General features: G+C 40.4%; 23 protein-coding genes and 1 tRNA gene. 11 read left to right on the top strand and 13 right to left on the bottom strand.

The window, feature by feature from the left end; all coding sequences use genetic code 11:
- Window positions 1-24: 24 nt before the first annotated feature.
- From EGM47_RS07885 to EGM47_RS07850, 8 genes are all read left to right on the top strand, one after another.
- Entirely contained in the window at window positions 25-852 is an 828-nt protein-coding gene (locus tag EGM47_RS07885; RefSeq protein WP_124980224.1) for an SDR family oxidoreductase, read from the top strand.
- A 52-nt stretch (window positions 853-904) separates the two neighbouring features.
- Window positions 905-2,089: a mannonate dehydratase gene (gene uxuA / locus EGM47_RS07880; protein ID WP_124980223.1), complete on the top strand. Its 1,185-nt coding sequence runs from the start codon at window positions 905-907 to the stop codon at window positions 2,087-2,089.
- Between the two features lie 141 nt (window positions 2,090-2,230).
- The gene (gene kduI / locus EGM47_RS07875; RefSeq protein WP_124980222.1) at window positions 2,231-3,070 is read left to right on the top strand and encodes a 5-dehydro-4-deoxy-D-glucuronate isomerase; all 840 of its coding nucleotides are present in this window, start codon (window positions 2,231-2,233) and stop codon (window positions 3,068-3,070) included.
- Between the two features lie 6 nt (window positions 3,071-3,076).
- Window positions 3,077-3,865: a gluconate 5-dehydrogenase gene (locus EGM47_RS07870; protein WP_124980221.1), complete on the top strand. Its 789-nt coding sequence runs from the start codon at window positions 3,077-3,079 to the stop codon at window positions 3,863-3,865.
- Window positions 3,866-5,083, top strand: a complete 1,218-nt coding sequence (locus EGM47_RS07865; RefSeq protein ID WP_124980220.1) for a DUF4861 domain-containing protein — start codon at window positions 3,866-3,868, stop codon at window positions 5,081-5,083.
- A 12-nt stretch (window positions 5,084-5,095) separates the two neighbouring features.
- Window positions 5,096-6,073 (top strand): TRAP transporter substrate-binding protein, encoded by a 978-nt coding sequence (locus EGM47_RS07860; protein WP_124980219.1) that lies wholly within the window; start codon window positions 5,096-5,098, stop codon window positions 6,071-6,073.
- Entirely contained in the window at window positions 6,073-6,552 is a 480-nt protein-coding gene (locus EGM47_RS07855; protein ID WP_124980218.1) for a TRAP transporter small permease, read from the top strand. Before EGM47_RS07860 ends, EGM47_RS07855 begins: the two co-directional genes overlap by 1 nt.
- Window positions 6,549-7,850, top strand: a complete 1,302-nt coding sequence (locus tag EGM47_RS07850; RefSeq protein WP_124980217.1) for a TRAP transporter large permease — start codon at window positions 6,549-6,551, stop codon at window positions 7,848-7,850. The genes EGM47_RS07855 and EGM47_RS07850 overlap by 4 nt, the downstream gene beginning before the upstream one ends.
- A 51-nt stretch (window positions 7,851-7,901) precedes the next feature.
- Here the strand turns inward: EGM47_RS07850 and EGM47_RS07845 are convergent, their stop codons facing one another.
- Window positions 7,902-10,256: a chondroitinase-B domain-containing protein gene (locus EGM47_RS07845; RefSeq protein ID WP_240642335.1), complete on the bottom strand. Its 2,355-nt coding sequence runs from the start codon at window positions 10,254-10,256 to the stop codon at window positions 7,902-7,904.
- Between the two features lie 304 nt (window positions 10,257-10,560).
- Between EGM47_RS07845 and EGM47_RS07840 the strand changes: the two genes are divergently transcribed.
- The 3 genes from EGM47_RS07840 to EGM47_RS07830 are packed head-to-tail and all read left to right on the top strand — an operon-like array spanning window position 10,561 to window position 14,177.
- Window positions 10,561-12,492 (top strand): hypothetical protein, encoded by a 1,932-nt coding sequence (locus tag EGM47_RS07840; protein ID WP_124980216.1) that lies wholly within the window; start codon window positions 10,561-10,563, stop codon window positions 12,490-12,492.
- A gap of 12 nt (window positions 12,493-12,504) precedes the next feature.
- Window positions 12,505-13,323 (top strand): DUF2490 domain-containing protein, encoded by an 819-nt coding sequence (locus EGM47_RS07835; RefSeq protein ID WP_124980215.1) that lies wholly within the window; start codon window positions 12,505-12,507, stop codon window positions 13,321-13,323.
- A 20-nt stretch (window positions 13,324-13,343) separates the two neighbouring features.
- Window positions 13,344-14,177: an MORN repeat-containing protein gene (locus tag EGM47_RS07830; protein WP_124980214.1), complete on the top strand. Its 834-nt coding sequence runs from the start codon at window positions 13,344-13,346 to the stop codon at window positions 14,175-14,177.
- Between the two features lie 37 nt (window positions 14,178-14,214).
- Here EGM47_RS07830 and EGM47_RS07825 read toward each other — a convergent pair whose 3' ends face one another.
- From EGM47_RS07825 to EGM47_RS07770, 12 genes are all read right to left on the bottom strand, one after another.
- Window positions 14,215-15,315 (bottom strand): DUF3616 domain-containing protein, encoded by a 1,101-nt coding sequence (locus EGM47_RS07825; RefSeq protein ID WP_124980213.1) that lies wholly within the window; start codon window positions 15,313-15,315, stop codon window positions 14,215-14,217.
- A gap of 140 nt (window positions 15,316-15,455) precedes the next feature.
- The gene (locus EGM47_RS07820; protein ID WP_124980212.1) at window positions 15,456-15,803 is read right to left on the bottom strand and encodes a KH domain-containing protein; all 348 of its coding nucleotides are present in this window, start codon (window positions 15,801-15,803) and stop codon (window positions 15,456-15,458) included.
- An 843-nt stretch (window positions 15,804-16,646) separates the two neighbouring features.
- Entirely contained in the window at window positions 16,647-16,874 is a 228-nt protein-coding gene (locus EGM47_RS07815) for a hypothetical protein (RefSeq protein ID WP_124980211.1), read from the bottom strand.
- 36 nt (window positions 16,875-16,910) lie between these two features.
- Window positions 16,911-18,227 carry a DUF3570 domain-containing protein gene (locus EGM47_RS07810; RefSeq protein WP_394341788.1) on the bottom strand — a complete coding sequence of 439 codons (1,317 nt, stop codon included), beginning with the start codon at window positions 18,225-18,227 and terminating at the stop codon, window positions 16,911-16,913.
- Between the two features lie 12 nt (window positions 18,228-18,239).
- On the bottom strand, window positions 18,240-18,452 hold the full coding sequence (locus EGM47_RS07805; RefSeq protein ID WP_124980210.1) for a DUF4266 domain-containing protein: 213 nt from the start codon (window positions 18,450-18,452) through the stop codon (window positions 18,240-18,242).
- Complete coding sequence (locus EGM47_RS07800) at window positions 18,449-19,429, bottom strand: FAD:protein FMN transferase (protein ID WP_124980209.1); 981 nt, start codon at window positions 19,427-19,429, stop codon at window positions 18,449-18,451. The genes EGM47_RS07805 and EGM47_RS07800 overlap by 4 nt, the downstream gene beginning before the upstream one ends.
- Before the next feature lies 1 nt (window position 19,430).
- Complete coding sequence (locus tag EGM47_RS07795; protein ID WP_124980208.1) at window positions 19,431-19,871, bottom strand: thioredoxin family protein; 441 nt, start codon at window positions 19,869-19,871, stop codon at window positions 19,431-19,433.
- A 73-nt stretch (window positions 19,872-19,944) separates the two neighbouring features.
- The gene (locus EGM47_RS07790) at window positions 19,945-20,637 is read right to left on the bottom strand and encodes a Crp/Fnr family transcriptional regulator (RefSeq protein WP_124980207.1); all 693 of its coding nucleotides are present in this window, start codon (window positions 20,635-20,637) and stop codon (window positions 19,945-19,947) included.
- Window positions 20,630-21,190, bottom strand: coding sequence for an HD domain-containing protein (locus tag EGM47_RS07785; RefSeq protein ID WP_164510841.1), 561 nt, complete (start codon window positions 21,188-21,190; stop codon window positions 20,630-20,632). The genes EGM47_RS07790 and EGM47_RS07785 overlap by 8 nt, the downstream gene beginning before the upstream one ends.
- Before the next feature lie 32 nt (window positions 21,191-21,222).
- On the bottom strand, window positions 21,223-21,915 hold the full coding sequence (locus tag EGM47_RS07780; protein ID WP_124980205.1) for a VIT1/CCC1 transporter family protein: 693 nt from the start codon (window positions 21,913-21,915) through the stop codon (window positions 21,223-21,225).
- A 176-nt stretch (window positions 21,916-22,091) separates the two neighbouring features.
- Window positions 22,092-22,490: a hypothetical protein gene (locus EGM47_RS07775; protein WP_124980204.1), complete on the bottom strand. Its 399-nt coding sequence runs from the start codon at window positions 22,488-22,490 to the stop codon at window positions 22,092-22,094.
- 541 nt (window positions 22,491-23,031) lie between these two features.
- A tRNA-Arg gene (locus EGM47_RS07770) sits at window positions 23,032-23,105 on the bottom strand.
- Window positions 23,106-23,309: the final 204 nt, after the last annotated feature.

The raw sequence follows: 23,309 nt of genomic DNA, 5'->3' as shown, positions 1-23,309 counted from the left end.
AATTCGATAAAAACAAGCTTACATATGTCAAAAATTATTGTTTTAACTGGTGCTGGTGGTGTGCTTTGTAGTACTATGGCCAAGGCTTTGGCCAAAATGGGGCACCAAATTGCAGTCCTGGATCTGCGAAAAGAAGCAGCAGACGCCGTCGCCGCTGAGATTAAACAGGAGGGTGGAAATGCCATTGGCGTATCCGGAAACGTGCTAGAAAAGGAGTCCTTACAGGCGGCCAAGAAAGAGATCAATGAGGCATATGGTCCAGTGGATATCCTGGTGAATGGAGCAGGTGGAAACCATCCGTTAGGAACAACCAGCAATCCATTTTTTGCCATGGAAGATCTGCAAAATAAAGAAGATGGCTTTAAAAGCTTTTTTGATCTGGACCCTAAAGGTATAGAGTTTACTTTTAATCTGAACTTCCTAGGAACTTTGTTGCCCACACAAGTGTTTGCAACAGATATGGTGGGGAGAGAAGGATGTAGTATTCTGAACATATCCTCGATGAATGCATTTACACCCTTGACAAAAATACCGGCTTACAGTGGCGCCAAGGCCGCTGTATCTAATTTTACCCAATGGTTAGCAGTTCATTTTTCCAAAGTAGGAATACGTGTCAACGCCATTGCGCCAGGTTTTTTCCTAACTGACCAAAACCGTGAGCTGTTGACAAACCAGGATGGGAGTCCGACTGATCGAGGAAATCAAATCATAGGGCAGACCCCTATGGGAAGATATGGAACACCAGAGGATTTGGTGAGTACGGTAGAGTGGCTTTGTGGAGATGGAGCCTCCTTTATCACAGGAATCGTTGTGCCAATTGACGGCGGATTCAGTGCATACAGCGGTGTATGATACTTGAGAAAACGCAGATCAATCTTAAATCAATAATGCAATAGCATCAATCATGACATTAGAACAAACCTGGAGATGGTATGGTCCCAAAGACCCGGTCTCCCTAAATGATATAAAACAAGCGGGAGCTACGGGCATTGTAAGTGCACTTCATCATATTCCCAACGGCAAGGAATGGAGTATAGAAGAGATTTCTAAACGTAAACACAGCATCGAGCAGGCGGGTTTAACCTGGTCTGTTGTGGAAAGTGTACCTATTCATGAAAATATCAAGACCAGATCTGGAGATTATAAAAAATATATCGAGAATTATAAAAATACCCTGGCCAACTTAGGGAAGTGCGGAATTGATATTGTCTGTTATAATTTTATGCCGGTATTGGATTGGACACGTACCAATTTAGACTATGAAGTAGCCGATGGTTCTACCGCCCTGCGTTTTGAAGCCGCTGCATTTGCTGCTTTCGAACTTTATTTACTGCAACGACCTGGAGCCGAAGCTACCTATTCTGAAAATGAAAAATTGGAGGCTGAAGCCTACATTAAAAATACATCGCCAGAAGAACAGGAGCAATTGGTCAACAATATTATTGCGGGACTTCCAGGGGCAGAGGAAGGCTATTCACTTGAAGAATTTAACCAAATCCTGTCTACCTATGATCGCATTGGTCCGGCCGAACTCAAAGCAAACCTTTTTTATTTTCTATCTGAAATAATCCCAACGGCTGAAAAAGCTGGTGTTTTGATGTGTATTCATCCGGATGATCCCCCGTTTCCTATACTTGGTCTGCCTCGGGTGGTGAGTACTGAAAAGGATATTGAGGAGCTTTACCAAGCGGTGGATAGTCCCAATAATGGTTTAACCTTCTGTACAGGGTCGTTTGGGGTAAGAGCTGATAATGATTTGCCAGGCATGGTGGAGCGCTTGGGTGAGCGTATTCATTTCATTCACTTAAGGTCCACCAAGCGAGATGAGGCAGGCAATTTCCATGAGGCCGACCATCTTGATGGTGATGTAGATATGTATGCAGTTATGAAGGCACTTGTCCTGGAACAGGAAAAACGCAAAAAATCAGGTCGCAAGGATGTGCGTATGCCTTTTAGACCAGATCACGGCCATAAAATGTTGGATGACCTGCATAAAAGAACCAATCCTGGCTATTCTGGAATTGGACGTTTGAGAGGTCTGGCAGAATTACGTGGGCTGGAACTAGGAGTAAGACGATCTATTTTGTAATATTAGGGATTGAAATTGGTCAACCAGTTTGCGGAAAACCTCTGTCTGCCAACAGTGCTGCAACATGGTACAATTAAAGTAAATCAAACAGCTGTCTGTACGTAGGTCTTATCCTTCTGACAGATACATAAATATAAAAGTATGTCAACGCATTATGAAACGCGCTATGCCTCCAGTCCAAAGGCGGTAAAGCAGTACGATACTACCCAATTAAGAGATGAATTTTTGATCGAGCAACCCATGAAATCAGGGGAGATCAATCTTGTTTACACCCACTATGACCGTTATATCGCTGGTGGGGCCGTACCTACCCAACCCTTGAAGTTAGAAAGTATCGATCCTTTAAAAGCCGAATATTTTCTAGAGCGCAGGGAAATGGGGATCATTAACGTGGGGGCTGCCGGTAAAGTGGTCGTCGATGGAGAATCATTTTCATTGGCCCATAAAGATGCTCTTTATATAGGTAAAGGCGCCAAAGAGGTAGTTTTTCACAGTGAAAATGCCAGTGATCCAGCCAAGTTTTATATCAATTCTGCACCAGCCCATCAGGCGTATCCTACCCAAAAAACCAGCTTGGCCGAGGCAAATAAAATTGAACTGGGTAGTTTGGAAACCGCCAATCATCGCACCGTATCCCAAATGATTATAGGTGGTATCATTACTACTTGTCAGCTGCAAATGGGAATGACCGAACTCAAAAAGGGAAGTGTTTGGAATACGATGCCGGCTCACGTCCACGACAGGCGCATGGAAGTTTATTTCTACCTGGATCTTCCAGAGGATCAAGCCGTTTGTCATTTTATGGGACAGCCCCAAGAAACAAGGCATATCTGGATGCACAACCATCAGGCGGTGATTTCTCCACCTTGGTCTATTCATTCTGGTTCAGGTACTTCTAATTACACCTTTATTTGGGGAATGGCTGGTGAAAACTTGGATTACAACGATATGGATGTTGCCAAAATAACCGATCTAAAATAGTCACCCATGGATTTATTTGATATGAAGGGAAAGGTGGCGCTGGTCACTGGAAGCACCCACGGTTTAGGAATGTCCATGGCTATGGGCTTAGGAAAGGCAGGGGCGACTATCGTCGTGAATGGGAATTCTTCTCAGCAGAAAATTGACGATGCAGTAGCGCAATACAACGACGCTGGTATCAAGGCTGTTGGTTATAAATTTGACGTATCTGATGAGTCTGCGGTCAAAAAGGCGGTAGAGCGCATTGAAACTGAAGTAGGTGCTATCGACATATTGATCAACAATGCCGGCATCATCAAACGTATTCCTCTTGAGGACATGGAAGTTGATGACTTTAAACAGGTAGTCAATATTGACCTGGTGAGTCCATTTATCGTTTCAAAACATGTCGTAAAAGGCATGATCAAACGCCAATCAGGAAAGATCATCAACATTTGCTCAATGATGAGTGAATTGGGTCGCAATACTGTAGGCGCTTATGCTGCCGCGAAAGGAGGTCTGGTTATGCTTACCAAAAATATGGCTACCGAATGGGCCAAACACAATATACAGGTAAACGGCATCGGCCCTGGCTATTTTGCCACTTCTCAAACGGCTCCGATCCGCGTGGACGGACATCCTTTCAACGAATTTATCGTCAATAGGACACCAGCAGCAAAATGGGGCAATCCTGACGACCTTGCTGGTGCAGCCATTTTCTTATCGGCCAAAGCCAGTGATTTTGTCAACGGGCACATTTTATATGTAGATGGCGGAATTTTGGCTACCATCGGTAAACCCTCAAACGAAGACTAGATGAATGCAAGAGCTATATTTCTCGGTATACTAGCTGCGGTTGCTATATCTTGTGAACAGGAAAAAGAAGTTCCTGGTATAAAAATGTCGAATGATCTCGATACTGAGCGCACAGAAATTGTGGTGTTGTCACGTGATCAGGTCAATTCGCTGTTGCCTGATATGAAAGAAGACCAGGTGCCAGTAATCAAAACCCAGGAAGGTGAGATTCTACCGTTTCAATTGGATGATCTAGATCAAGACGGAAACTGGGACGAGATGGCTGTCGAAGTCGTCCTCGGAAAAAAGGAAACCAAGGAGTTTTTTGTGCACGCTTTCGCGAAAGCGGAACAGCCCAACTTTACAAAAACTACCGATGTACATTTTGGAGTAGGGAAGGCGAAACCCAAAGCCATGGAAGTTCAAAACTATGAACGCACTACCGATCCCAGAGAGCAAGACAGTTTGTTTTTGCAGATGGAAGGACCTGCCTGGGAAAATGATAAACTGGGTTTTAGAATGTATTTTGATCCTCGCAATGGAATAGACATTTTTGGCAAAACTACAGCTGAGCCTGTTTTGGCAAAACAAGGTTTGACTACCAATTACCATGAAAAAGCGGACTGGGGCATGGATGTGCTGAAAGTGGGGAATTCCCTGGGCGCTGGCTCAGTGGCAATTCAATACAATGATTCTATTTACAGGTTGAAGGGAACTGGTACAACAACTTTTAAAACGATTACAGAAGGACCGGTCAGAGCCATATTTACAATGACTTATAAAGACGAGCTTATTGCAGATAAAACAATTGATGTTCTGCACACCATCAGTATTGAGAAATCAAAATGGTACAGTAAAAATCAGGTACAACTAATGGGTGATAAGGAGGGCATGGCTTTGGTGACTGGAATTGTTAACCTAAAACCCAACAGCGCAGAAACCCTGGCCCTGGAAAATGGCAGTCTTGTGCTATCTCATGGCCAGCAGTCGGAAAATAAGGACGCATTGGGAATGGCAGTGATTGTGCCTCAATCAAAAATTGAATTATCTGCCGCACCTAGCGAGGGAGAGGGGATTATCAATACGCATTTGGTCAAATTGCCCGCTGCTGTAGATAACACCTATTACTTTATGGCGGGTTGGGAAGCCAGCGACAATAAGTTTGCCAGCATGGAAGGCTTTCGGACAGAGGCGACCACTGCAGCACAGCAAATATTTAATCCGGTTCAACTGGATTGATTAATCACACACATGAAAAAAAGTAGAATCATATTATTTATTCTCGCGCTGATCGGTCTGGCTGGCTGTACATCAACTGATGAGATTAAAATACTGCGATTGGCCCATGGATTGGATACTTCACATCCCGTTCACAAAGCCATGGAGCGGTTAGGCGAAAGTCTAAAAGAACGTTCAGGTGGAACGCTTAACGTACGCATTTACCCCAATGGACAGTTGGGAGGAGAACGTGAAAGTATCGAATTGCTACAAATTGGCAGTCTCGATGTGGCCAAGGTGAGCGCAGGCGTACTGGAAAACTTTATACCAGAATACAAAGTCTTTAGTGTCCCTTATTTATTTAATGATAAAGCCCACACCCACGAAGTCTATGATGGGCAAGTGGGTAAAACCATTCTCGACAAAGGTGAGCAGTTTAACCTAAAAGGTCTGACTTTTTACGATGCTGGTAGCCGCAGTTTCTATACTAAATCAGCGCTGATCAATTCGCCAGATGATGTTGTGGACAAGAAGATCAGGGTGATGAAAAGTAATATGTCCATCAATATGATCAATGATTTGGGAGGTGCACCGACGCCTATATCTTTTGGCGAACTCTACACAGCTTTACAACAAGGAGTCGTGGATGGCGCAGAGAATAATATTCCCAGTTTCTATACTTCCAAACATTTTGAGGTCTGCAAATATTTGAGTTTGGATGAACATACCTCTGTACCTGATGTGTTGGTCATAGGTACAGGCACGCTTAGCAGATTGAATGAAAAGGAATTGCAATGGCTTGAAGCAGCCGTGCAGGACTCCAAAATTCTACAACGTAAACTCTGGGATGATTCTGAGAAAGAATGCTTGGCTCTGGCCAAAGAAAGTGGAGTTCAAGTAGCTTATCCAGATAAGAAACCATTTCAAGAGGCGACCAAAGGCCTGGTAGAAGAATACAAAAAAGATCCTCTATTAGGTGATTTGATCAGATCCATACAAAAACAACCCTGATGCGAAAAACCATTGATTCCCTTCTGGGCAAATTGTGTCTAACGATTTTGTTTATTATGCTGGCGGCGGTAATATGGCAGGTCTTTTCAAGATTTGTGCTACAATCTCCCAGTACAGTTACAGATGAGATATCCAGCTACTCTTTGATATGGGTGGGCTTATTAGGAGCTGCCTATGCTACTGGACAACACCTTCATCTCGCCATTGATCTGCTACCAGAGAAAATGGTCAATAAGAATATTGCCTTTTTTGATGGCTTTGTTTATTTATGTGTGTTTCTTTTTGCCTTATTGGTAATGATCGTCGGAGGTGTCAGGTTGTGTATGTTGAGTTTTCAATTTGGGCAGACTTCTGCCTCCTTGGAGATTCCCTTAGGATTTGTCTATCTCGTAGTGCCCTTTTCTGGACTACTGATCTGTTACTTCAGTCTTGATTCTTTTTTCAACCGCATCCAATCTTCTAAAACAACCAACGTATGAACTATATAGAAGTTTTGATTCTGGTGTTGAGTTTTTTGGTGTTCTTATCCCTTAGAGTACCTATTGCTTATTCCATTGGACTAGCTGCGCTATGTACTTTGGTGTATTCTATGCCTTTCTTACCGTCGGTAACCACACTCGCCCAACGTATGGCTACCTCTTTGGATAGTTTTACGCTCAGCGCAATACCCTTTTTTATATTGGCCGGACAAATCATGAACCGCGGTGGTATAGCCGTACGGTTGATTAATTTTGCCAAGGCAATTGTAGGACCCTTACCAGGAGGATTGGCCTTTGTTAATATCATTTCCTGTATGCTTTTCGGTGCCATTTCTGGGAGTGCGGTCGCCGCGGCCAGTGCCATCGGCGGATTTATGAACCCAATGATGGAAAAAGATGGGTATAGCAAACCTTTTAGTGCGGCGGTCAATATCACCAGTGCAACCACAGGTTTGATTATTCCCCCTAGCAATGTTTTAATTGTTTATTCTTTGGCCAGTGGTGGAGTTTCCATTGCGGCATTATTTATAGCGGGATATGTACCAGGCTTGCTACTGGGTCTAGCCTTGATGATTGTTGCAGCGGTTTATTCTATCATCAAAAAGTACCCTACTGATAAATTGGTCAGTGTTCAAGTATTTTTACGCAGATTTATGGCCGCCTTGCCCAGTTTAATGTTACTTGTGGTCGTGATCGGCGGAATTGTTGCAGGAATCTTTACTGCGACTGAGGCAAGTGCTGTGGCGGTAATTTACACTTTTGTGCTGGGAATGCTTTACAAGGAAATAAGTTTCAGAGACATGGCTCCAATATTACTGGAAACCGTAAAAACCAGTGCTATTGTTTTGCTTTTGATCGCTACATCAATAGCTATGAGTTGGGTAATGTCCTATGAAAACATCCCTCAGGAAATAAGTGCTGCGTTGTTAGGGATCAGTGAAAACCCTATTGTGATCCTTATTTTGATCAACTTGATACTTTTGTTCGTGGGTATCTTTATGGATATGACTCCTGCGGTACTGATATTTACTCCGATTTTTCTACCTATCGTTACCGCTATGGGAATGGATCCAGTACATTTTGGGATCATTATGATCATGAACCTTTGTATAGGGTTGTGTACGCCTCCGGTGGGGTCTGTTTTATTCGTTGGCTGTAGTGTAGCTGATCTTAAAATACAGAAAGTGATACGGCCGATGTTGCCTTTATTTTTGGCCATGATCGCTGTGCTGGTTATGGTGACTTATTTTGAGGACATCACTTTATGGTTGCCCAGAATTTTTGACTTGATTGATTAGGAATAGTTGATTTATCCAGTGAACCTGTCCTTTCAGGCCATTTGATATCACCTAATACACTAGCTTTTGCTTTAGTTTTTCTTCGATCACGATGTCACCTGAATTTTTCAGTTCGTTATTGATAGGCTGTTGACCTTTGGCGCCCCATAAAACCGCCACCAGTTTGATGGGGTTGTCTTTAAACACATTGTTTTCTATTGAAACATTGACTATTCCATATGTATTGATCAGTAGTTCGTCTGGATCCTGACCCCCGCATTGAACAACTTCATTGTTCTCAAATGTGAGCACTCCGCCGATGGTGGATTCGTCGTAGCCACCTCTATAGTAGTTAATCAGCTCGTGAGAGATGTTTTGAAATCGAGAGTTGGTAATGGTCAAAAACTCCACATTATAATCTCCCTTATCGTCTGTTTCCTTGTTGAATAACAGGCCATTTTTGCTATCGGAAATTGTACAGTTTTTTATAATTATTTCATCGGCAAAGGAAGATTTGGAGGGGTTCAATACTGTTCTAAAATTCCTTATTTCTACATCCTGTAGTTGCAGCCCGTAAGCCATGGACATATGCTGGTCCAGTGTGATGAATAGGTCTTGTTCCCCTGTACCTACTAGTGTTAAATTTTTGAGGGTTAGTATTCCTTTAGGTGCTAGCTGAAAACTAGTACTTGCTCCGGTAAGTTGAACAAGAACATCAGCATCGCCTTCCAAGCCTTCCACACGTATCTTTTTTTCTATTTGGACCTTTTGGTCGATGAGGTAATTTCCTGGTGTCAGTTGAATCAGATCTCCATCGTCTGCTTTTTCAAGTTGCTCTAAGAATTCTGTTGTATTCGTAGCTTTCCAGGTGTTGGTGGCAAGGCGGGTTTGAGGCTGGTACCAGGTAGTTCCATAAATAGAACGATCTATTTGCTGATGCTTTTTGGCAATAGGTGATATAATGGCTCCTATACTGTTGGTTTTTTCGTTGCGACGTTTTCCATATAAATCATTTTCGATATCCTCAAAAGAGAATCCTCGGTACAAAGGAAGACTTTGGTCTGTAATAGCTATAAATTTAGAGGAGTCCGCATGCTGCATGAGATTGGAGGTCCATGTTTTAAAAGATAGGCCTTTTATGGTTAGGCTGTCATTGGGTTTGGGCGCAATGAACCAGTTGTTTTTAAATTTTACGCCGTCCAATTGGTCATATAATTTAAAGGGATAGGAGCTATCTGCTCGATGAGCGATCAGATTATTGGCAAAGATTAATCTTTTGGGTCGGGCAGAGCGTATTTCAGAAACTGGAAGTACATCAGCTTGATCCAGATTGGCACCGACACTCCAATGGATAGGCTGGCGGCAATCGATCCAACTATTGTGGGCGATAACTACGTCAGTCACTTGGTTGTATCGGTTTAACGGTGATTTTGGAATGCCGTTCATGACGGCCAGTGCACTCCGGAATTCCTTCCCTTTTAACCCATAGAAATAGTTGTTGGTAATCCAGTGACCAGTGTTGATCACGCGAATTCCGCCCACAAACGGATTATCATTTGCGATAAAAATGTTGGCATTGATGGTAGCATAATTCCCATGTCTGGTCACCACTGAACCTTCACTTTCCAAAAAGACATTATGGCTAAAATTATTGTAGTTGGATTTACTGGATATAATTTCTACTTCACCATTACATTTTTCAAACAGGTTGTGGGTGACTTGGGTATAAGAAGGGGTCATCGAGGTTGTACTGGCTCCCAATTGCATGGTTTCTGCTTTTGGGCCACCCTTTCTAGGTCTGGGGCCAAAATGATTGTGATGAATCTTGTGATAATTATTAATGTGGCGATTATTGTTCAAATAAACTTTCAAGGTAGGTCCTTCATTTGATTTCCCTGCGATATAACAATGATCCAGTTCGTTGTTTCTCCCATAAAATTCGATCCAATGGTCTTTGCGGTGTCGATCGGGTTGGGTGAACTCCTCGATCACGGTTCCAGTTACCCGACAGTGATTAGCTACAGAATCAGGTGAATTTCGGAAAATGATGACCGCTTCCTCTGGGGTATATCCATTTTTAAAATACAGATCTTTTACGATCAAATTTTTTCCACTAATCATTATAGCAGAGGTCCCCTCCAGACTAACTTTTCCCGCGGTGGCAGCTTTAAGTACAATCGGCTTTTCTTTCGTCCCTTGTCCGTGAAACTTGATCACCTGGTCTTTCCAAACCCCTTCCTGCATACTGATGACATCTCCAGGTTGTGCCTTTTTGATCGCGTCTTTTAATTCTGCTTCCGTATGTACTGGAATAACACGATAATCTGCATGTTGGGTACAAGAAAAAACAAGCAATGCTATCAATAAAAGGGTGTAAATCTTCATTTCTGTCAGAATAGCCCTTGATATAGGTTGTTTATGGAGCATGTATTGGGGTTTGCATTAAATGTAATCAAAAGAGGAGGTTTTTGCGAAACCTGACAGAACGAATATGAAGAACGTCAGCGACATGCCGGCGAATTTTATCCGTCATTTGAAGTTGATCGTATTCATCAGAAGGGAGTGAGCAGCGCACTTTTAAATGCTGACTTTTGTTAAAATATTTTTAATTAATTCGTTCAAGATAAGTTAGATAAATGCTGCTCGTTCTCGAAATCCTATATTTGCAGCTTCTTAAATTAAGAATTGTTCTGCGATAGCGGATGAGGTCAGGATGTCGTAATACCCAAGCATGAAGGAAATAAAATCGTTATTCATAGTAATTTCCACCCTGATGACAGTCTTGTCTGTATGTCCACTCAGGGCTCAGGAAGTTTTTACGTACGATGGACCATTAACTATCGGGAGTGAAAGGGGAAACGCCACCTACGAGTATATTTTGCAGAAAGGTGATACTATAAAATCCGGAGCATTTGTTTTTCAAAAGAACAACTCCAGTCAAGGTCCAACAAAGGTCATAGAAATAAGAGGTGGCTTTAAAGCTGATAAGCCCTCTGGTAGCTGGGAATTTGAATTTGGAAATTACGAGCCAGGTGCCCAAAAAAAATTAGTAGATTATAAATATATCACGCCCATAAATGGTACCCAGCGCAGCATCAACGGGAGTTTTAAAGATGGTAAACCCACAGGAGCCTGGACGGTCCTTGTGGACAGTATTGTTGAATCAGAAAAAACCAGCCGACTTTTTCAAAGTGAAATGGCGTATGAGAATGGGGTTCCGCAGCGTAGTTTCAGGATCGAGACCAGCCAGTCCTTTATGGTGGGGAGATTATTGCGCAACGGAGATGCACATGACACATGGTCCTTATTCGATAAGGATGGGGTGGGCGAACTCGAAAGTTGGAAATTTGACGAATCCGTGTTGAAAAACATAGTTATCGCGACAGAAGATGGCAGTAAAATAATTCCGCTACAAATGGAAACCGATCAAGGCAGTCGGAAAATCGCATTAGACCAACACTATTTGGATGTGATGGAACTGAGATTGCAGGTCAGGGATACTACCCATGTCTTCGATCATGGATTGAGTGTGCTTCTGAAAAAGAACGCAGCCTATCTGCACGAAGTAGAGGATCTGATGAATGAAATGGGCTTGATCACCAGCTTGACCAACTTTAAGGTGGCAGTCCCAGAATACCCTTTTACTAAGTCAGAGATCAAAGCCCTGGAAGAAATCCAAACCAATACAGAACAAGCCCAAGAGATAATCGAATCTGTATTGTCCAATACACAATTAAATATCTTGAAGCTTACCGATCCTGAAACCGATTTTCTTTATCAGGTAGGCATGCAATTGGATTCCAGTTATATCCGACCTACCGAGCAATTGCTCAGATATTATAAGGAAGGTGTTGCCCAGCATATTACCAGAAATGAGTTGTTGAAAGGCTTGTGGCCAAAAGGACTTCCAGCTTCGGTCATCCAGGTGAGAGACTCCAGTGGTATGATCAAGAAATATAAATTAGACCAAGCTTCCAAGTATGAGGGAGAGGATGAACTCCATCTACAGCAGTTGGCAGATTTTACAGAATATTCACTCCAAATGGCCGAAAAACTCAAATCTTCCCTGGACCAAAAAATCACTGGAGATAAGCGGCAAAAGGCCTTTATTAGTGAAGAAAAAAGGCTGATTGATCAGGCCAATAAGCTCAAACAGTTGCTGGATTCCATCGATCAAAATCAGCCGGAATACATCAGCAATAGTTATGGTCGTCTCAAAAAATTCACGGATGAATCCCTAAGCCAGTATTCCAAAATGGAGGAATCCGTGACCAAACTAGATCGTGTCCGACAGCTTGCTGATTGTTATGATAAGGCGCGAAATCTGGCCACAGCGATCAATAAAATGCCCGATCAGCAATCCGAAATCCAGGAACTTTATCAGGATCAGGTTTGGAATCCCTTTACGGCCACCATCATGGATGAAGAGGTAAAAAAACGTATCGTAGAGGCCTACAATGAAAAGTTGATACCCCATTACTTGAACCAAGTCCAGCCAGATATGGACTGCGACCAAATTCTCATACTGGAAAAAGATTTACAACAATTACACGACCGTATGAAGGAGTTGCGTAAAGAAGATACCAAGAGGCTTGAACGCAAGATCAAACGCACCGACAGCATTCCCGAACTCTTGAAACTCTTCGGCTTATCCCTTTCCTAAACCACAGCAGAGATGAATAAAGTGATTAAATATTTAGTCCTTGCACTGGTTTGTTTAGTGTTCGCTTTCGCGAAAGCGCAACCAGGAGAAGTGCTGCCGGAGGAGTCCAAGTTCAAGGAACCCAAAACAAAATATTGGGTAAATACCTACGGGAATATTAGAATATCCAAAAGGCTGTTTTGGGTAGCCCAAACCCATTTTAGATTTGAGGAGACTGAAGACACTCCATTTATCGGCCAGGTAGGACAGATATATAATCGTCATGCCATCGGTTACATCTACGACAAAAAAGCCAATTTTGCCCTGGGAGGCGTGTTGCGTTTAAACTTCAACACCAATCCAGGATCTACGGGAGAGAATATGATTCCCGAATACCGGATCTGGCATCAATATCAGTTTGCCGTCCCATTGTGGAGTGCGATGGCGTATCACCGCTTGCGTATTGAGCACCGTTGGTCCAAAGGTTTTGATCAGGAGGATGAATATATGTTCCGCAACCGCTGGAGATATATGTTCAGAATGAAAATCCCATTGAATAAACCGAAGCTTGAATCCAAAGCCATTTATATAGCCCCAGAATCAGAATTGATCATGCAAAGTGGTAAACCCGTTGTAGGTAGTCCGCTGGAAGATCTGCGATTGAATACAACCTTGGGATACATTATCAATCCCAGACTGACCGTGGCGGCTGGATTTATGTATAGTTTTGGACAGACCCTAGACAATCCAGCTTTTTACAACCAGAATTACACATTGCGCATGCACCTGTATTTCTCGCCTGACATCAGGAAGGTCAAGAATAAGTTGCCGGAAATCCACTTTAGGGATTAATTGCTTAATTTGAGCCAATCATGAAACGAAGTCTTTATTATATAATTTTGGCCCTGGTCATCCTGCTCGGATCTTACTTTGCTTATCAATATTTTAGCTTGGAAGAAGAGACGGTCCAATTAAGACAATCCTTGTCGGAGCAATCCAACACTTATGACCGTGATCGCTATACCAGCACATTAGATTCGCTTTTGGAAATAGGTGAATTTGAACAGGTACTTTCCACATACGACAGTTTGCCTTCAGACCTGGCGATGGATTTGGAATTAAGACGTCAACTGGCCCAGAAATTCAGCGTGATGGAACGCCGGCTTTATATCCTGGATACCGCCTCTACTCCCAGAGACACCTTGCGAGTACCGGTGGATCGTATGATTGAAACACCAGAAATACAGGCTTATGATTCCTTGAGTTTTGCTTTAGAAAAAGCCCAGATGCAATTACAAAGCATCAAGAAGCAAATGATGGAAAAAGCTTTTGGAGAGTATATCACTTTTAAAAGCACCAAAGGCAACCGTTTGCATTATGTAGGCGAGGTCAAAAACAAAAAAGCCAACGGATTAGGTATCGCCATTCTTGATTCAGGTAGCCGCTATGAAGGTGAATGGAAAGACAATATGCGCCATGGTCAGGGAACTTTTTACTGGATCGATGGCCAACATTATGAAGGGCAATACGTAAATGACAAGCGCAGCGGTCAAGGTACCTATTATTGGACCAACGGTGAGAAATATGTTGGCTCCTGGGAAAATGATAAACGCAACGGGCGTGGGGTATTTTATGCTTCAGATGGCAGTGTGGTCACCAGTGGTATCTGGGAAAACGATGAATTAACCATTGAGGATGCCGAATAATTCAACGAACTCACCCAAAGTTTAGTTTTTCTATTATTTAGGATTGGTTTTCTTTAGGTGACATTTCGTAGACATCCATTTTAACTTTATGCTTTGATTTCAGACGCTCTTCAATGGGATTGTCATAAGTGATCAATACGTGCTCATCGTCGATAAAGGCCATACCCTCTGCCTTATCGTAACCATGTTTAATTTCTGCGCCTCTAGCCACATCAAACATACGTTCAGGATCATGGGTAACGCTATGTTCTTGATCTGGGAGTCCGCCGCCAATTTTGTATACAGATATGGTGCCATCCAAATCCATGGTCGGACCTGCCAGAATATACAGATCCCCTTTCTCATCAATGTTGAGTTCGCGTATTCCCATTCCAGAGAGGTCTATAAAGTGTTTGCGGTAAAGTTTTGCTTCTCCGTCTCTTCGCTGCATGATGAGCTCTCCATTCAATGGTTCACAAATTATTTCCAAAATGAGCGCATAGCCGTTGAGGACGGGACCTCGCAGCCCCAAGAAGATTCTTTGATCTTCCACGGCCATTCCTTCAATATCAAATCCGTTGTCCTTGCTGGGTATGTCCATGAAATCGGCCAAGTGTTCATCGGCCATAAGGGCGTTGTGCAATTCTGAACTGGTAGCGCCTCCACGCATCATCTTGGCAGTAACGGTATGATCCAAAAAAGAAGCTTCTTGGTACAAATTGAAATGTCCATCTTCCTCCAGACAGGGAATACAGCCCAAAGAAAATCGATTGGCATCCACCTTAATTTTGGTGAGAGCCTTGAGTTGGTCCTCAGTACTATCCTCTGGATCCGGCTGGTCTCTTTTGAGGCTCATACTGCCAGAAAACCACAAATAGGGTGGGGCATAGGCCAGGGCTTCCATGTCCATCTCGCTGTCATCGGTCAGGTCAAAAAAATCCTTGAGGTCATAATGCTTATGGGATTTGTATTTGTATTTATCCTTGTTTTTACTTCTGCTCAGGCGTTCTATACCAGCTCCCTCGTCATAACTGAGCCATAGATCACTGCCTGTAATCAAGCAGCTAGATATTTCTCCGCGCAGATCATCGAGTTGGTCAAAATCTTTTTGAAATTTAAGTAGGGCAGTTTCCTTGACATCCTTTCCTTGTGGTTTCATCTGTTCTTTGGTTTTGTGTAAGATATCACCTTCAATTGAACCTACCTGTCAAGGAAATAATAAAGTAGATCAGACGGGTCATAAAAAATCCTTCCCCGTCGGAATAGGGAAGGATTTTGATCAGTATAATCCTATGCGATTTATTTGATTTCGCCTTCTTTTAATGCAGCTTCTATATCTACTGTCACGGATCTGAGCGCATTGTAAAAGCGGCTGTTATCTGTTGGAGATATGCGAACTTTGGTACCAGTTTCTTCGGTAATAATTTCAGTCACCACTACTTTTTTTCCGATGACCGAGGCATCATTATTTATTCCCCCACGTTTGATGATGAGGTTGTCTTTGGGAAAATGAATGTGCTGGTAACTGCTGCCCGAAGGATTAGAAATTTCCAACGTATCTCCCTTTTTTATTTCACTGGCATTCACCTGGGCAGGTAATGCCATGCTGGTCAATGCGATAACGGCTGTAATTATTGTTTTCTTCATAATCGATCAATTTAATTATGTAATTGATAATAAATCATTCAATTTTTATAAAATTAATAAATCGACATCAGTCCATCAAACCCTTAACATGATCTTGACAAAATTGAGTTGGCATGGGGTTGAATGGATATTGAGTTATGTATACCACGTAATTCTGTAGGGTGAGAAAGAATACATCTTACTCATTTTATTACTGTTCAGATCAACTAGATCACTATAGAGGCTATCACCTAAATCGTCTTTATGCCTTTTATAGACTCAAGGGCGATTTTAGACTTAGAGGAGCTGCTGAAGGTTTGTTTTGTTTATTTGATAAGGACAATAATTTAAAATTTAGTTTTAACTGTCCAGATTTTCTAAACCAATATACTATTTCAAAGTACCATCATAAGTTGCTTTGTTAACTTACAATACTAGTATTTTCAAAAAAGTCGTACAAAAAATGTTTTAATAATTCTTCTTTGGTTCTTGTTCTCTTCCGTTTAACAAAACAATTATTGAGTTTGAATAAACTAAATTATTACCATTCCAAATTTCAATCTCAACCTCCGAAAACGTTTTTGACTCATCATTGATGTTAATGCTATAGGTGTTATTTTTTCCTTTATAAATTTTTTAAAAAACTTCAGTAATATAACTAGATATTTCTTCTAACATTTCTCCATTTATTATCAACTTTTAAGTATTTAATCCACTATTTAAAACTTTAACACGCTGGGTAAAATCAACTTTGCTCAGATAATCAGTTTTTTTCTGCCTCAAGAACGTCATTCAACCCTTTTAAAGTTTCACTCTCAGTTGCTGTGCCTAGTAGCTCATAGTTGCCCTTCAATTACTCAAAGCTTAATGCGCCATTTTCACTTGTAAACTGAGAAATACGTGCCAATCTTCACCAGTTGATCCTGTGAGTATCACGTCGTATTCGGATTCTAACATATTAGTAATACTAGATTCCCAGGTTTCAGGATCTATAATACCTTGTTGAGCAGTAATTATTCCGCTCAAAAAAGGACGAAAGCTACAATAAAATCTTTTTTTTATATAAAACAATATGATTCTTGTCCTAAACATTGAGTCAGGATTAAATAGTTTTAATAAAAGAATTTTTTATTGATCCAATACAAACTTAAATCCAGTGGTTATAATGTTTGAGCTAAATGTGGTATCCCTATCGTACTGATAGAATTTAAGGTCTATACTTTTTAAGCCCAATTTCCAGATATGCGCTCTCGCGAAAATGTCGGTGTAAGATAATCCAAAACCAAATTGATTTGCACTATACTTAGATAAGTCATAATCTGAAGTGTAATACTCATCTGTAGATAAAGCACCTTCATACGGTTTAAAATAATCTGCTGCGGTCTGGTAATAGAATCTATATGATGGATATAAAGTAAATTTATCTGTAATTTTCACAGGAACTTCAATACTGACTGTATGCGAATTGATTCCCCAATCATCAAAGTAATAACGATAGAATGTCCTTGCGGTAAACATTTCATTCAGAAACCAATTTAAACGACCACCAACAGCCACTTTAAATCTGGAATCTGGTAAACGCTCAATCGCATCTGCAAGTTGAAAGTTATCGATAAATGAATCAGCCAGATCGCCAAAATAAACACGTTGAAAAGGTGTAGATAGTAAACCTTGTTGTTGCACAAAATCTAAGGCCAACGACCCTTGGACGTTTTTATGAAGTATCTGCGAAAAGCCAAAACCTAAGGAATAAGAATTTCGTCCTTCATCAGAAAACTTTGAAAATATCGGAGCATAATTAGTGTTGCCTGTAATGGTGTTTTCGGTAAAAAGACGATTATTCAGCCCGTTGCCACCTTCTCCAAATGGTCTTAATTCGGTTGGGTAAATTGCGTTCCAAGTATCTAAATAAACGTTCCCACTGACACTTAGTTCTGTATTTTTTTTGTTAAAGAGTTTCGTATAAGTACCACCCACACCGAGAGAAAAGTAGTCGTACTCAGTGGAAACAGATATTTTGGCAGACCAAATATCATTTCTATCATCAGAACTATGACTATAGCTTCCTGTGACGTTTGCCCATAAATCACTCGCAGATGCTCCAGAAGAGGCCTGAAAAGGATCTGCTGGACCGTCATCAAAAGGACCTACATTACTTGATGAAGCAGAGGTGTAAGCCGATACACCTGCATCAATGGTTAATACATCATCATCATTTAAAGGGATAGAGATTACAAAAGTGCCTGTTACATCAGTTAATTCTTCTGTACCGATACCACCACTTACTGCAGCATTATCTCCATCTTGACTGTAATAGCTTGACAAAAAATCTACCTCGGTCGTTTCTAGAACTCTTTTTTTATAGACTTTGGTTGAGTCTGGGCTTGATTGTGAGTATGCTTTCGCGAAAGCGAACACACATAGAAATAGAATTATCTTTTTCAATTATTGTTTGCTTTAATTACAGCCGCAGCCTCCTCCAGTTTTTCCACCGTTTGCTCCTACAGCAGCTTCTCTATATGAATGTACAGTTGTTACATTACGGTCACATTTCTTATCTGCGAGCGCCATATCTGGGTCATTTATATTAACCTTCTCATATTCCTTAACTACTACGCAACTGCTAAAAAAGCAAGTAATCATAGTGAGCATGATAATCTTCTTCATCATAGTTTATCTATTTCTATGTTCTTTGATCTTGTGATATTTCCTTTATCATCGATGATGATACATTCTATTTTTGGTAATTGATTAATTCTGTCTAAACCTGCTTCTTTTCCCATAACGAATACCGAAGTGGCAAGTGCATCTGCGAGTTCTGCCTTGGGAGCAAAAACCGTTACGCTGATAATTCCGCTAGATGGATATCCTGTTCTGGGGTCGATAATATGTGTATATCGTTTACCATTGAAATTGACATACTTTTCATAATTCCCAGAGGTTACCACTGCTCCGTTTATTATAGGTAGCAAGGCAAACATCTTGTTTTTATCCAACGGGTTTGTAATGGCTACTTTCCATTCCTTTCCATTGGGTTGTTTTCCCCAAGTATTCATATCGCCAGAGGCATTTATAATCCCTGAAGGCACTCCTTTAGAAATTAGTAAATCTTTGGCTTTATCTGCCGCATAGCCTTTACCGATGGCTCCGAAACCTATTTTCATTCCTTCCGACTTCAAAAAGACCGTGCTTTTTGCTTTATCAAGAATAATATTTTGAAAACCGACTTTTGATACCGAAGTTTTGATTTTTTCTTCAGAAGGCATTTCGGTCATACTCCCATCAAATTTCCAAATACGATCCATAGATGCATAGCTAATATCAAAAGCGCCATCTGTTAATTTAGAAATACCTATTGCTCTTTCAATAAGCTGAAATAATTCTGAATTCACTTTAATAGCCTTGATACCAGCATGTCGATTAATTTCTGATGTTTGAGAATTTGGATCCCAAGAAGAAATCAATTTTTCTATTCTTGTTATTTCCGCTACAGCGGTATCGATATATTTGTTCCCTATACTTTCGTTCTCTGCAACAACCGTAATATCAAAACGACTGCCCATTAGTTTGAGCGTGCGTTTGTATGGCTTTTGCGCTATACAGGCAACAGAAAAGAATACTAGTAATAATGTGGTTATATTTTTCAATTTACTGGGTAAAAGTATTTAGTTCTTTAATGTAATCTTCTGGTGTGGTCTTTTTATAACTCGTTTCTCCCAGCACTTTTCCTTTTGAATCCAGTACAACGACAAAAGGGAAGATCCCATTTTTGTTGTATGTCTCAGCCAGTTTTGCATTTGCGGCAGTTTGAGCTTCACTTAACGCATTTTTCTTTTTACGTGGGAAGTCTGCCTGAAGCATTATATAGTTTTTTGTTGCATACTTTTTAAAAGCTTCTGTACTCCAAATTTCACGATCTAATTTTATGCAAGGCGCACACCAATCTGATCCTTGAAAAACAAGTATTATAGGTTTATTTTCTGCTGCTGCTGCTTTCTTTGCATTTGCGAAATCTGTATGCCATTCTTGGGCAGTTACTCCGCTAATAGTTAATAGAAGCACAAGTAATGTAAAGATGTTTTTTTTCATAACAATTAATATTCTATAAAGATATTTAGTCTAACGGTAAAAGCTATTTTTCTTATATTGACATTTATCAATTTTATTTATAATTACTTGCTTTTACAAGCCCTTCAAGGTCTTCAATAACAATGATTCTACCCTTAGTTGAAATAAGCTTTTCTTCTTTAAAATCTTTCAACATTCGTACCAAGGACTCTTTAGCAGTACCCACCATATTGGCAAGGTCATCTCTGTTCATTTCAATTTCTGAAAGGCCCTCTTTAACGCTGAATTTTCTTTGTAAAATCAATAGATTTATCGCTGTACGCTCTCGAACTGAAAAACGCGCTAATATTTTAGTTGCGTTTAAAAAAACTCCAAATTCGTGACTTAAATTTTTAAGCAAGCTTTGTGATAACACGTGAGATGTACTTACTACGTTTAAAAAATCATTTTTAGGGATAAATTCTACTTCACAATCGAACAATGCAATTGCTGAGTCTGGATACTCTTCTTTACTTAAAATAGCGTGGTACCCTAGATATTCGTTTTCTCCACAGATATAAAAAATATGTTCCGTGCCAAAACTGGTCGCTGTATATTTCTTTACTTTTCCAGAAAGCACTCTGTAAAGACCTTTAGGCTCTGTACCTTCTTTAAATATTTGTGTGCCTGCCTTAAAATGACGTATTTCTTTATTATTGGTTAATATATTGTATTCAGATGCTGTTAACCCAGATAATAAATCTTGATTATCAAAACTGTATTTTGAGTATGGAAAATTCTTATTCATTAAAATAGGTTAAAATATTTTCAACTTTATGAATATTCTCTTGCTTGCCAATTTCTAAAGTTTGCTCTCCATATTCACTTCTAAAGTGATGTTCTTGTAAGAATTTCTGATTCAACAAATGCCATTCTTTATTTGTTGTTTTGATATCACAAAATACTTCCCATTCTCGACGAAGCAATAATTTTCTATAAAAGAAATGAGGTGTACTAATATGGTATATATCTGCATCACAGAGAATTTCGGACAATCTATCTGTAGGACTTTGTGGCATTCTAGTAGCATCTATACAATTACAAACTTCATCAATGAAACTTTTATTCGCATTTTGCTCTTTTAAGAATGTTGTAGCAATCAATTTACTCTCGGCTTCGTGACCTTTATAAGTTTTTGAAAAACCAGTATCGTGAAACCAAGCTGCAATGATTAACAATTCTGTATCCACGGAATTGATATCCATTGCCTCACATAAGTATTTCACATGTTGCACTACTTCTTTTGTATGTTCAAGATTATGAAAAGGCAGCTTTTTTATCTCAGCATCAGATAATAACATAGAACAGTATTTTTCGACTCTTTCTATCATAACTAAATCATATTTACATTAAACAAATACCCAATCAGTGCAGTTATACCCATTGCCAGTGTTCCCCAAAAAGTGATTCGTAGAATAGGTTTCAAAATTTTAGAGCCACCTGTTTTTGCAGAAATAATACCTAAAGCAATCAGAAAAATAATTGCGGCCAAATACTGCACGTATTCCATACTATTTAAAGGTGCGATATAAGCAACCACCAATGGTAAAAATCCTCCAACGGTAAACGCTATTCCTGAGGATAAGGCTGCTAATAAAGGCTTTGCTTCGGTTAGCTCCATAATTCCAAGCTCATCTCTGGCGTGTGCTTCTAGAGCATTATAAGCTGTTAACTGGGTGGCTACTTCTAAAGCAGTTTCAGGAATTAAACCTCTTTCTTCATAAATTTTTGCTAGCTCAATGAGTTCTTTTTCGGGCGTCTCGATGAGCTCTTTTTTTTCTCGTTCCAAATCTGATTTTTCAATATCTGTTTGAGAACTCACTGAAACATATTCTCCTGCTGCCATAGAAAGTGCTCCTGCAACTAATCCTGCGACGCCAGCAATAATAATTGGTTCGCGTGTACTGCTCGCTGCAGCTACACCTATTATAATACTCGCGGTAGATAGAATACCATCATTTGCTCCTAAAACTCCCGCACGCAACCAGCCACTCCGATTGATATAATGTTTCTCTTTGTTATTCATTTGCTACTATGTTAAATGCGCCACTGGTTAATACTTTGTCTGTTGTGATAAGATTATCTAAAGAAATTAAGTAGGTATTTCCTACGTAAGAACGTCCTTCTTTTACTTCAATTTGGTTAAATAACCATGATTAGCTACAAAAGAGTACAGAGGACCGAAAATTTTAAACGAATAAATTATGACTGCCTAGGTGGCTGGAATAATCCTTTAAGATGTATTGAAGAAATAGTTTCTTGATAGAAGAAGTTATGTGCCCTGAGTTCAGAAACCTCAGCTTTTTTAAACTCTTCATTTGAACTATTAACAAAAAATGCAATCACACTAGAAATAGAAGAATGATGCTGGAAAGGCAACTGTTCGTGATCTTCTTTTTCCTCTTGATGCTCTTTATTGTGCTCTTTCTTTAATTTTCCATAATGTTTAGAAATAAAAACAAATACGTTATCACCATATTGCTCACTATGAAATTGCGCGTGCTCAATAAATTTATCTATCTGTGACAAATCACCAAAGTTCAACCCAAAGCTTTGCATCAGGATGATAATGGAAAATGATATGGAGAATAGTTTACTCAATGATATAAAGATACTAATTTGAACAAATCCTTCAACTTTAGTAACACTTTATCTTTCGAAAAGACAGAATTTATAAGTAAAATACTTGGGTAAAATTAGATCCCTTCTTTCACCCTGTGTGCACATTGCTGACCCCGGTGAATTTCAGATACCTGGGCGCTACATGATGCAAATACAACTGCCTGTCCTTTCCGTCCAGGTGTCTAAAAATAACAAACCCCATTCAAGCGAGCTTGATGGGGTTCTTATGTTTTCATCCACAATGCAGTTGTGAGTGATTGTGACCGCGGAGGGATTACAGATCCCACAAAGCTCCGCTTTGAGAATACTTCAAACAAAAAAACGCTCAAGCGAACTTGGCGTTTCTTCTTATTGAACTATTCATTCGTGACCGCGGAGGGATTTCAGATCCCTGGACGCTACATGATGCAAATACAACTGCCTGTCCTTTCCGTCCAGGTGTCTAAAAACAACAAACCCCATTCAAGCGAGCTTGATGGGGATCTTATGTTTTCATCCACAATGCAGTTGTGAGTGATTGTGACCGCGGAGGGATTCAAACCCCCAACCCTCAGAGCCGAAATCTGATGCGCTATTCAGTTGCGCCACGCGGCCGATTCTATGGCACAAATATAAAGGGAACGGATGAATTGGGGCAGCTTTGGAAGTAAAATATATTTGGGTATGGGGTCGTCTTTAATCATTTAAACTACAGCATATTAGTGAGAACTGTTCGACTTTACTTCTTCGAAACACCTTTAAGAGACAATTTTTATGCTGCCTACCGAATTATATAGAGGGCCTTTCCCAGCAAGATAA

This window comes from Nonlabens xiamenensis, from assembly GCF_003865345.1.
Classification (GTDB): domain Bacteria; phylum Bacteroidota; class Bacteroidia; order Flavobacteriales; family Flavobacteriaceae; genus Nonlabens; species Nonlabens xiamenensis.
The sequence above is the reverse complement of the archived record's forward strand: the minus strand, read 5'-3'. Positions and strand labels throughout refer to the sequence as shown.

What these genes read in the sequence shown, in the direction of transcription:
- EGM47_RS07885 (WP_124980224.1), top strand. Translation starts at nt 25, where the DNA reads ATGTCAAAAATTATTGTTTTAACTGGTGCTGGTGGTGTGCTTTGTAGT.
- uxuA (WP_124980223.1), top strand. Translation starts at nt 905, where the DNA reads ATGACATTAGAACAAACCTGGAGATGGTATGGTCCCAAAGACCCGGTC.
- kduI (WP_124980222.1), top strand. Translation starts at nt 2,231, where the DNA reads ATGTCAACGCATTATGAAACGCGCTATGCCTCCAGTCCAAAGGCGGTA.
- EGM47_RS07870 (WP_124980221.1), top strand. Translation starts at nt 3,077, where the DNA reads ATGGATTTATTTGATATGAAGGGAAAGGTGGCGCTGGTCACTGGAAGC.
- EGM47_RS07865 (WP_124980220.1), top strand. Translation starts at nt 3,866, where the DNA reads ATGAATGCAAGAGCTATATTTCTCGGTATACTAGCTGCGGTTGCTATA.
- EGM47_RS07860 (WP_124980219.1), top strand. Translation starts at nt 5,096, where the DNA reads ATGAAAAAAAGTAGAATCATATTATTTATTCTCGCGCTGATCGGTCTG.
- EGM47_RS07855 (WP_124980218.1), top strand. Translation starts at nt 6,073, where the DNA reads ATGCGAAAAACCATTGATTCCCTTCTGGGCAAATTGTGTCTAACGATT.
- EGM47_RS07850 (WP_124980217.1), top strand. Translation starts at nt 6,549, where the DNA reads ATGAACTATATAGAAGTTTTGATTCTGGTGTTGAGTTTTTTGGTGTTC.
- EGM47_RS07845 (WP_240642335.1), bottom strand. Translation starts at nt 10,256, where the DNA reads ATGCTCCATAAACAACCTATATCAAGGGCTATTCTGACAGAAATGAAG.
- EGM47_RS07840 (WP_124980216.1), top strand. Translation starts at nt 10,561, where the DNA reads ATGAAGGAAATAAAATCGTTATTCATAGTAATTTCCACCCTGATGACA.
- EGM47_RS07835 (WP_124980215.1), top strand. Translation starts at nt 12,505, where the DNA reads ATGAATAAAGTGATTAAATATTTAGTCCTTGCACTGGTTTGTTTAGTG.
- EGM47_RS07830 (WP_124980214.1), top strand. Translation starts at nt 13,344, where the DNA reads ATGAAACGAAGTCTTTATTATATAATTTTGGCCCTGGTCATCCTGCTC.
- EGM47_RS07825 (WP_124980213.1), bottom strand. Translation starts at nt 15,315, where the DNA reads ATGAAACCACAAGGAAAGGATGTCAAGGAAACTGCCCTACTTAAATTT.
- EGM47_RS07820 (WP_124980212.1), bottom strand. Translation starts at nt 15,803, where the DNA reads ATGAAGAAAACAATAATTACAGCCGTTATCGCATTGACCAGCATGGCA.
- EGM47_RS07815 (WP_124980211.1), bottom strand. Translation starts at nt 16,874, where the DNA reads ATGTTTAGGACAAGAATCATATTGTTTTATATAAAAAAAAGATTTTAT.
- EGM47_RS07805 (WP_124980210.1), bottom strand. Translation starts at nt 18,452, where the DNA reads ATGATGAAGAAGATTATCATGCTCACTATGATTACTTGCTTTTTTAGC.
- EGM47_RS07795 (WP_124980208.1), bottom strand. Translation starts at nt 19,871, where the DNA reads ATGAAAAAAAACATCTTTACATTACTTGTGCTTCTATTAACTATTAGC.
- EGM47_RS07790 (WP_124980207.1), bottom strand. Translation starts at nt 20,637, where the DNA reads ATGAATAAGAATTTTCCATACTCAAAATACAGTTTTGATAATCAAGAT.
- EGM47_RS07785 (WP_164510841.1), bottom strand. Translation starts at nt 21,190, where the DNA reads ATGTTATTATCTGATGCTGAGATAAAAAAGCTGCCTTTTCATAATCTT.
- EGM47_RS07780 (WP_124980205.1), bottom strand. Translation starts at nt 21,915, where the DNA reads ATGAATAACAAAGAGAAACATTATATCAATCGGAGTGGCTGGTTGCGT.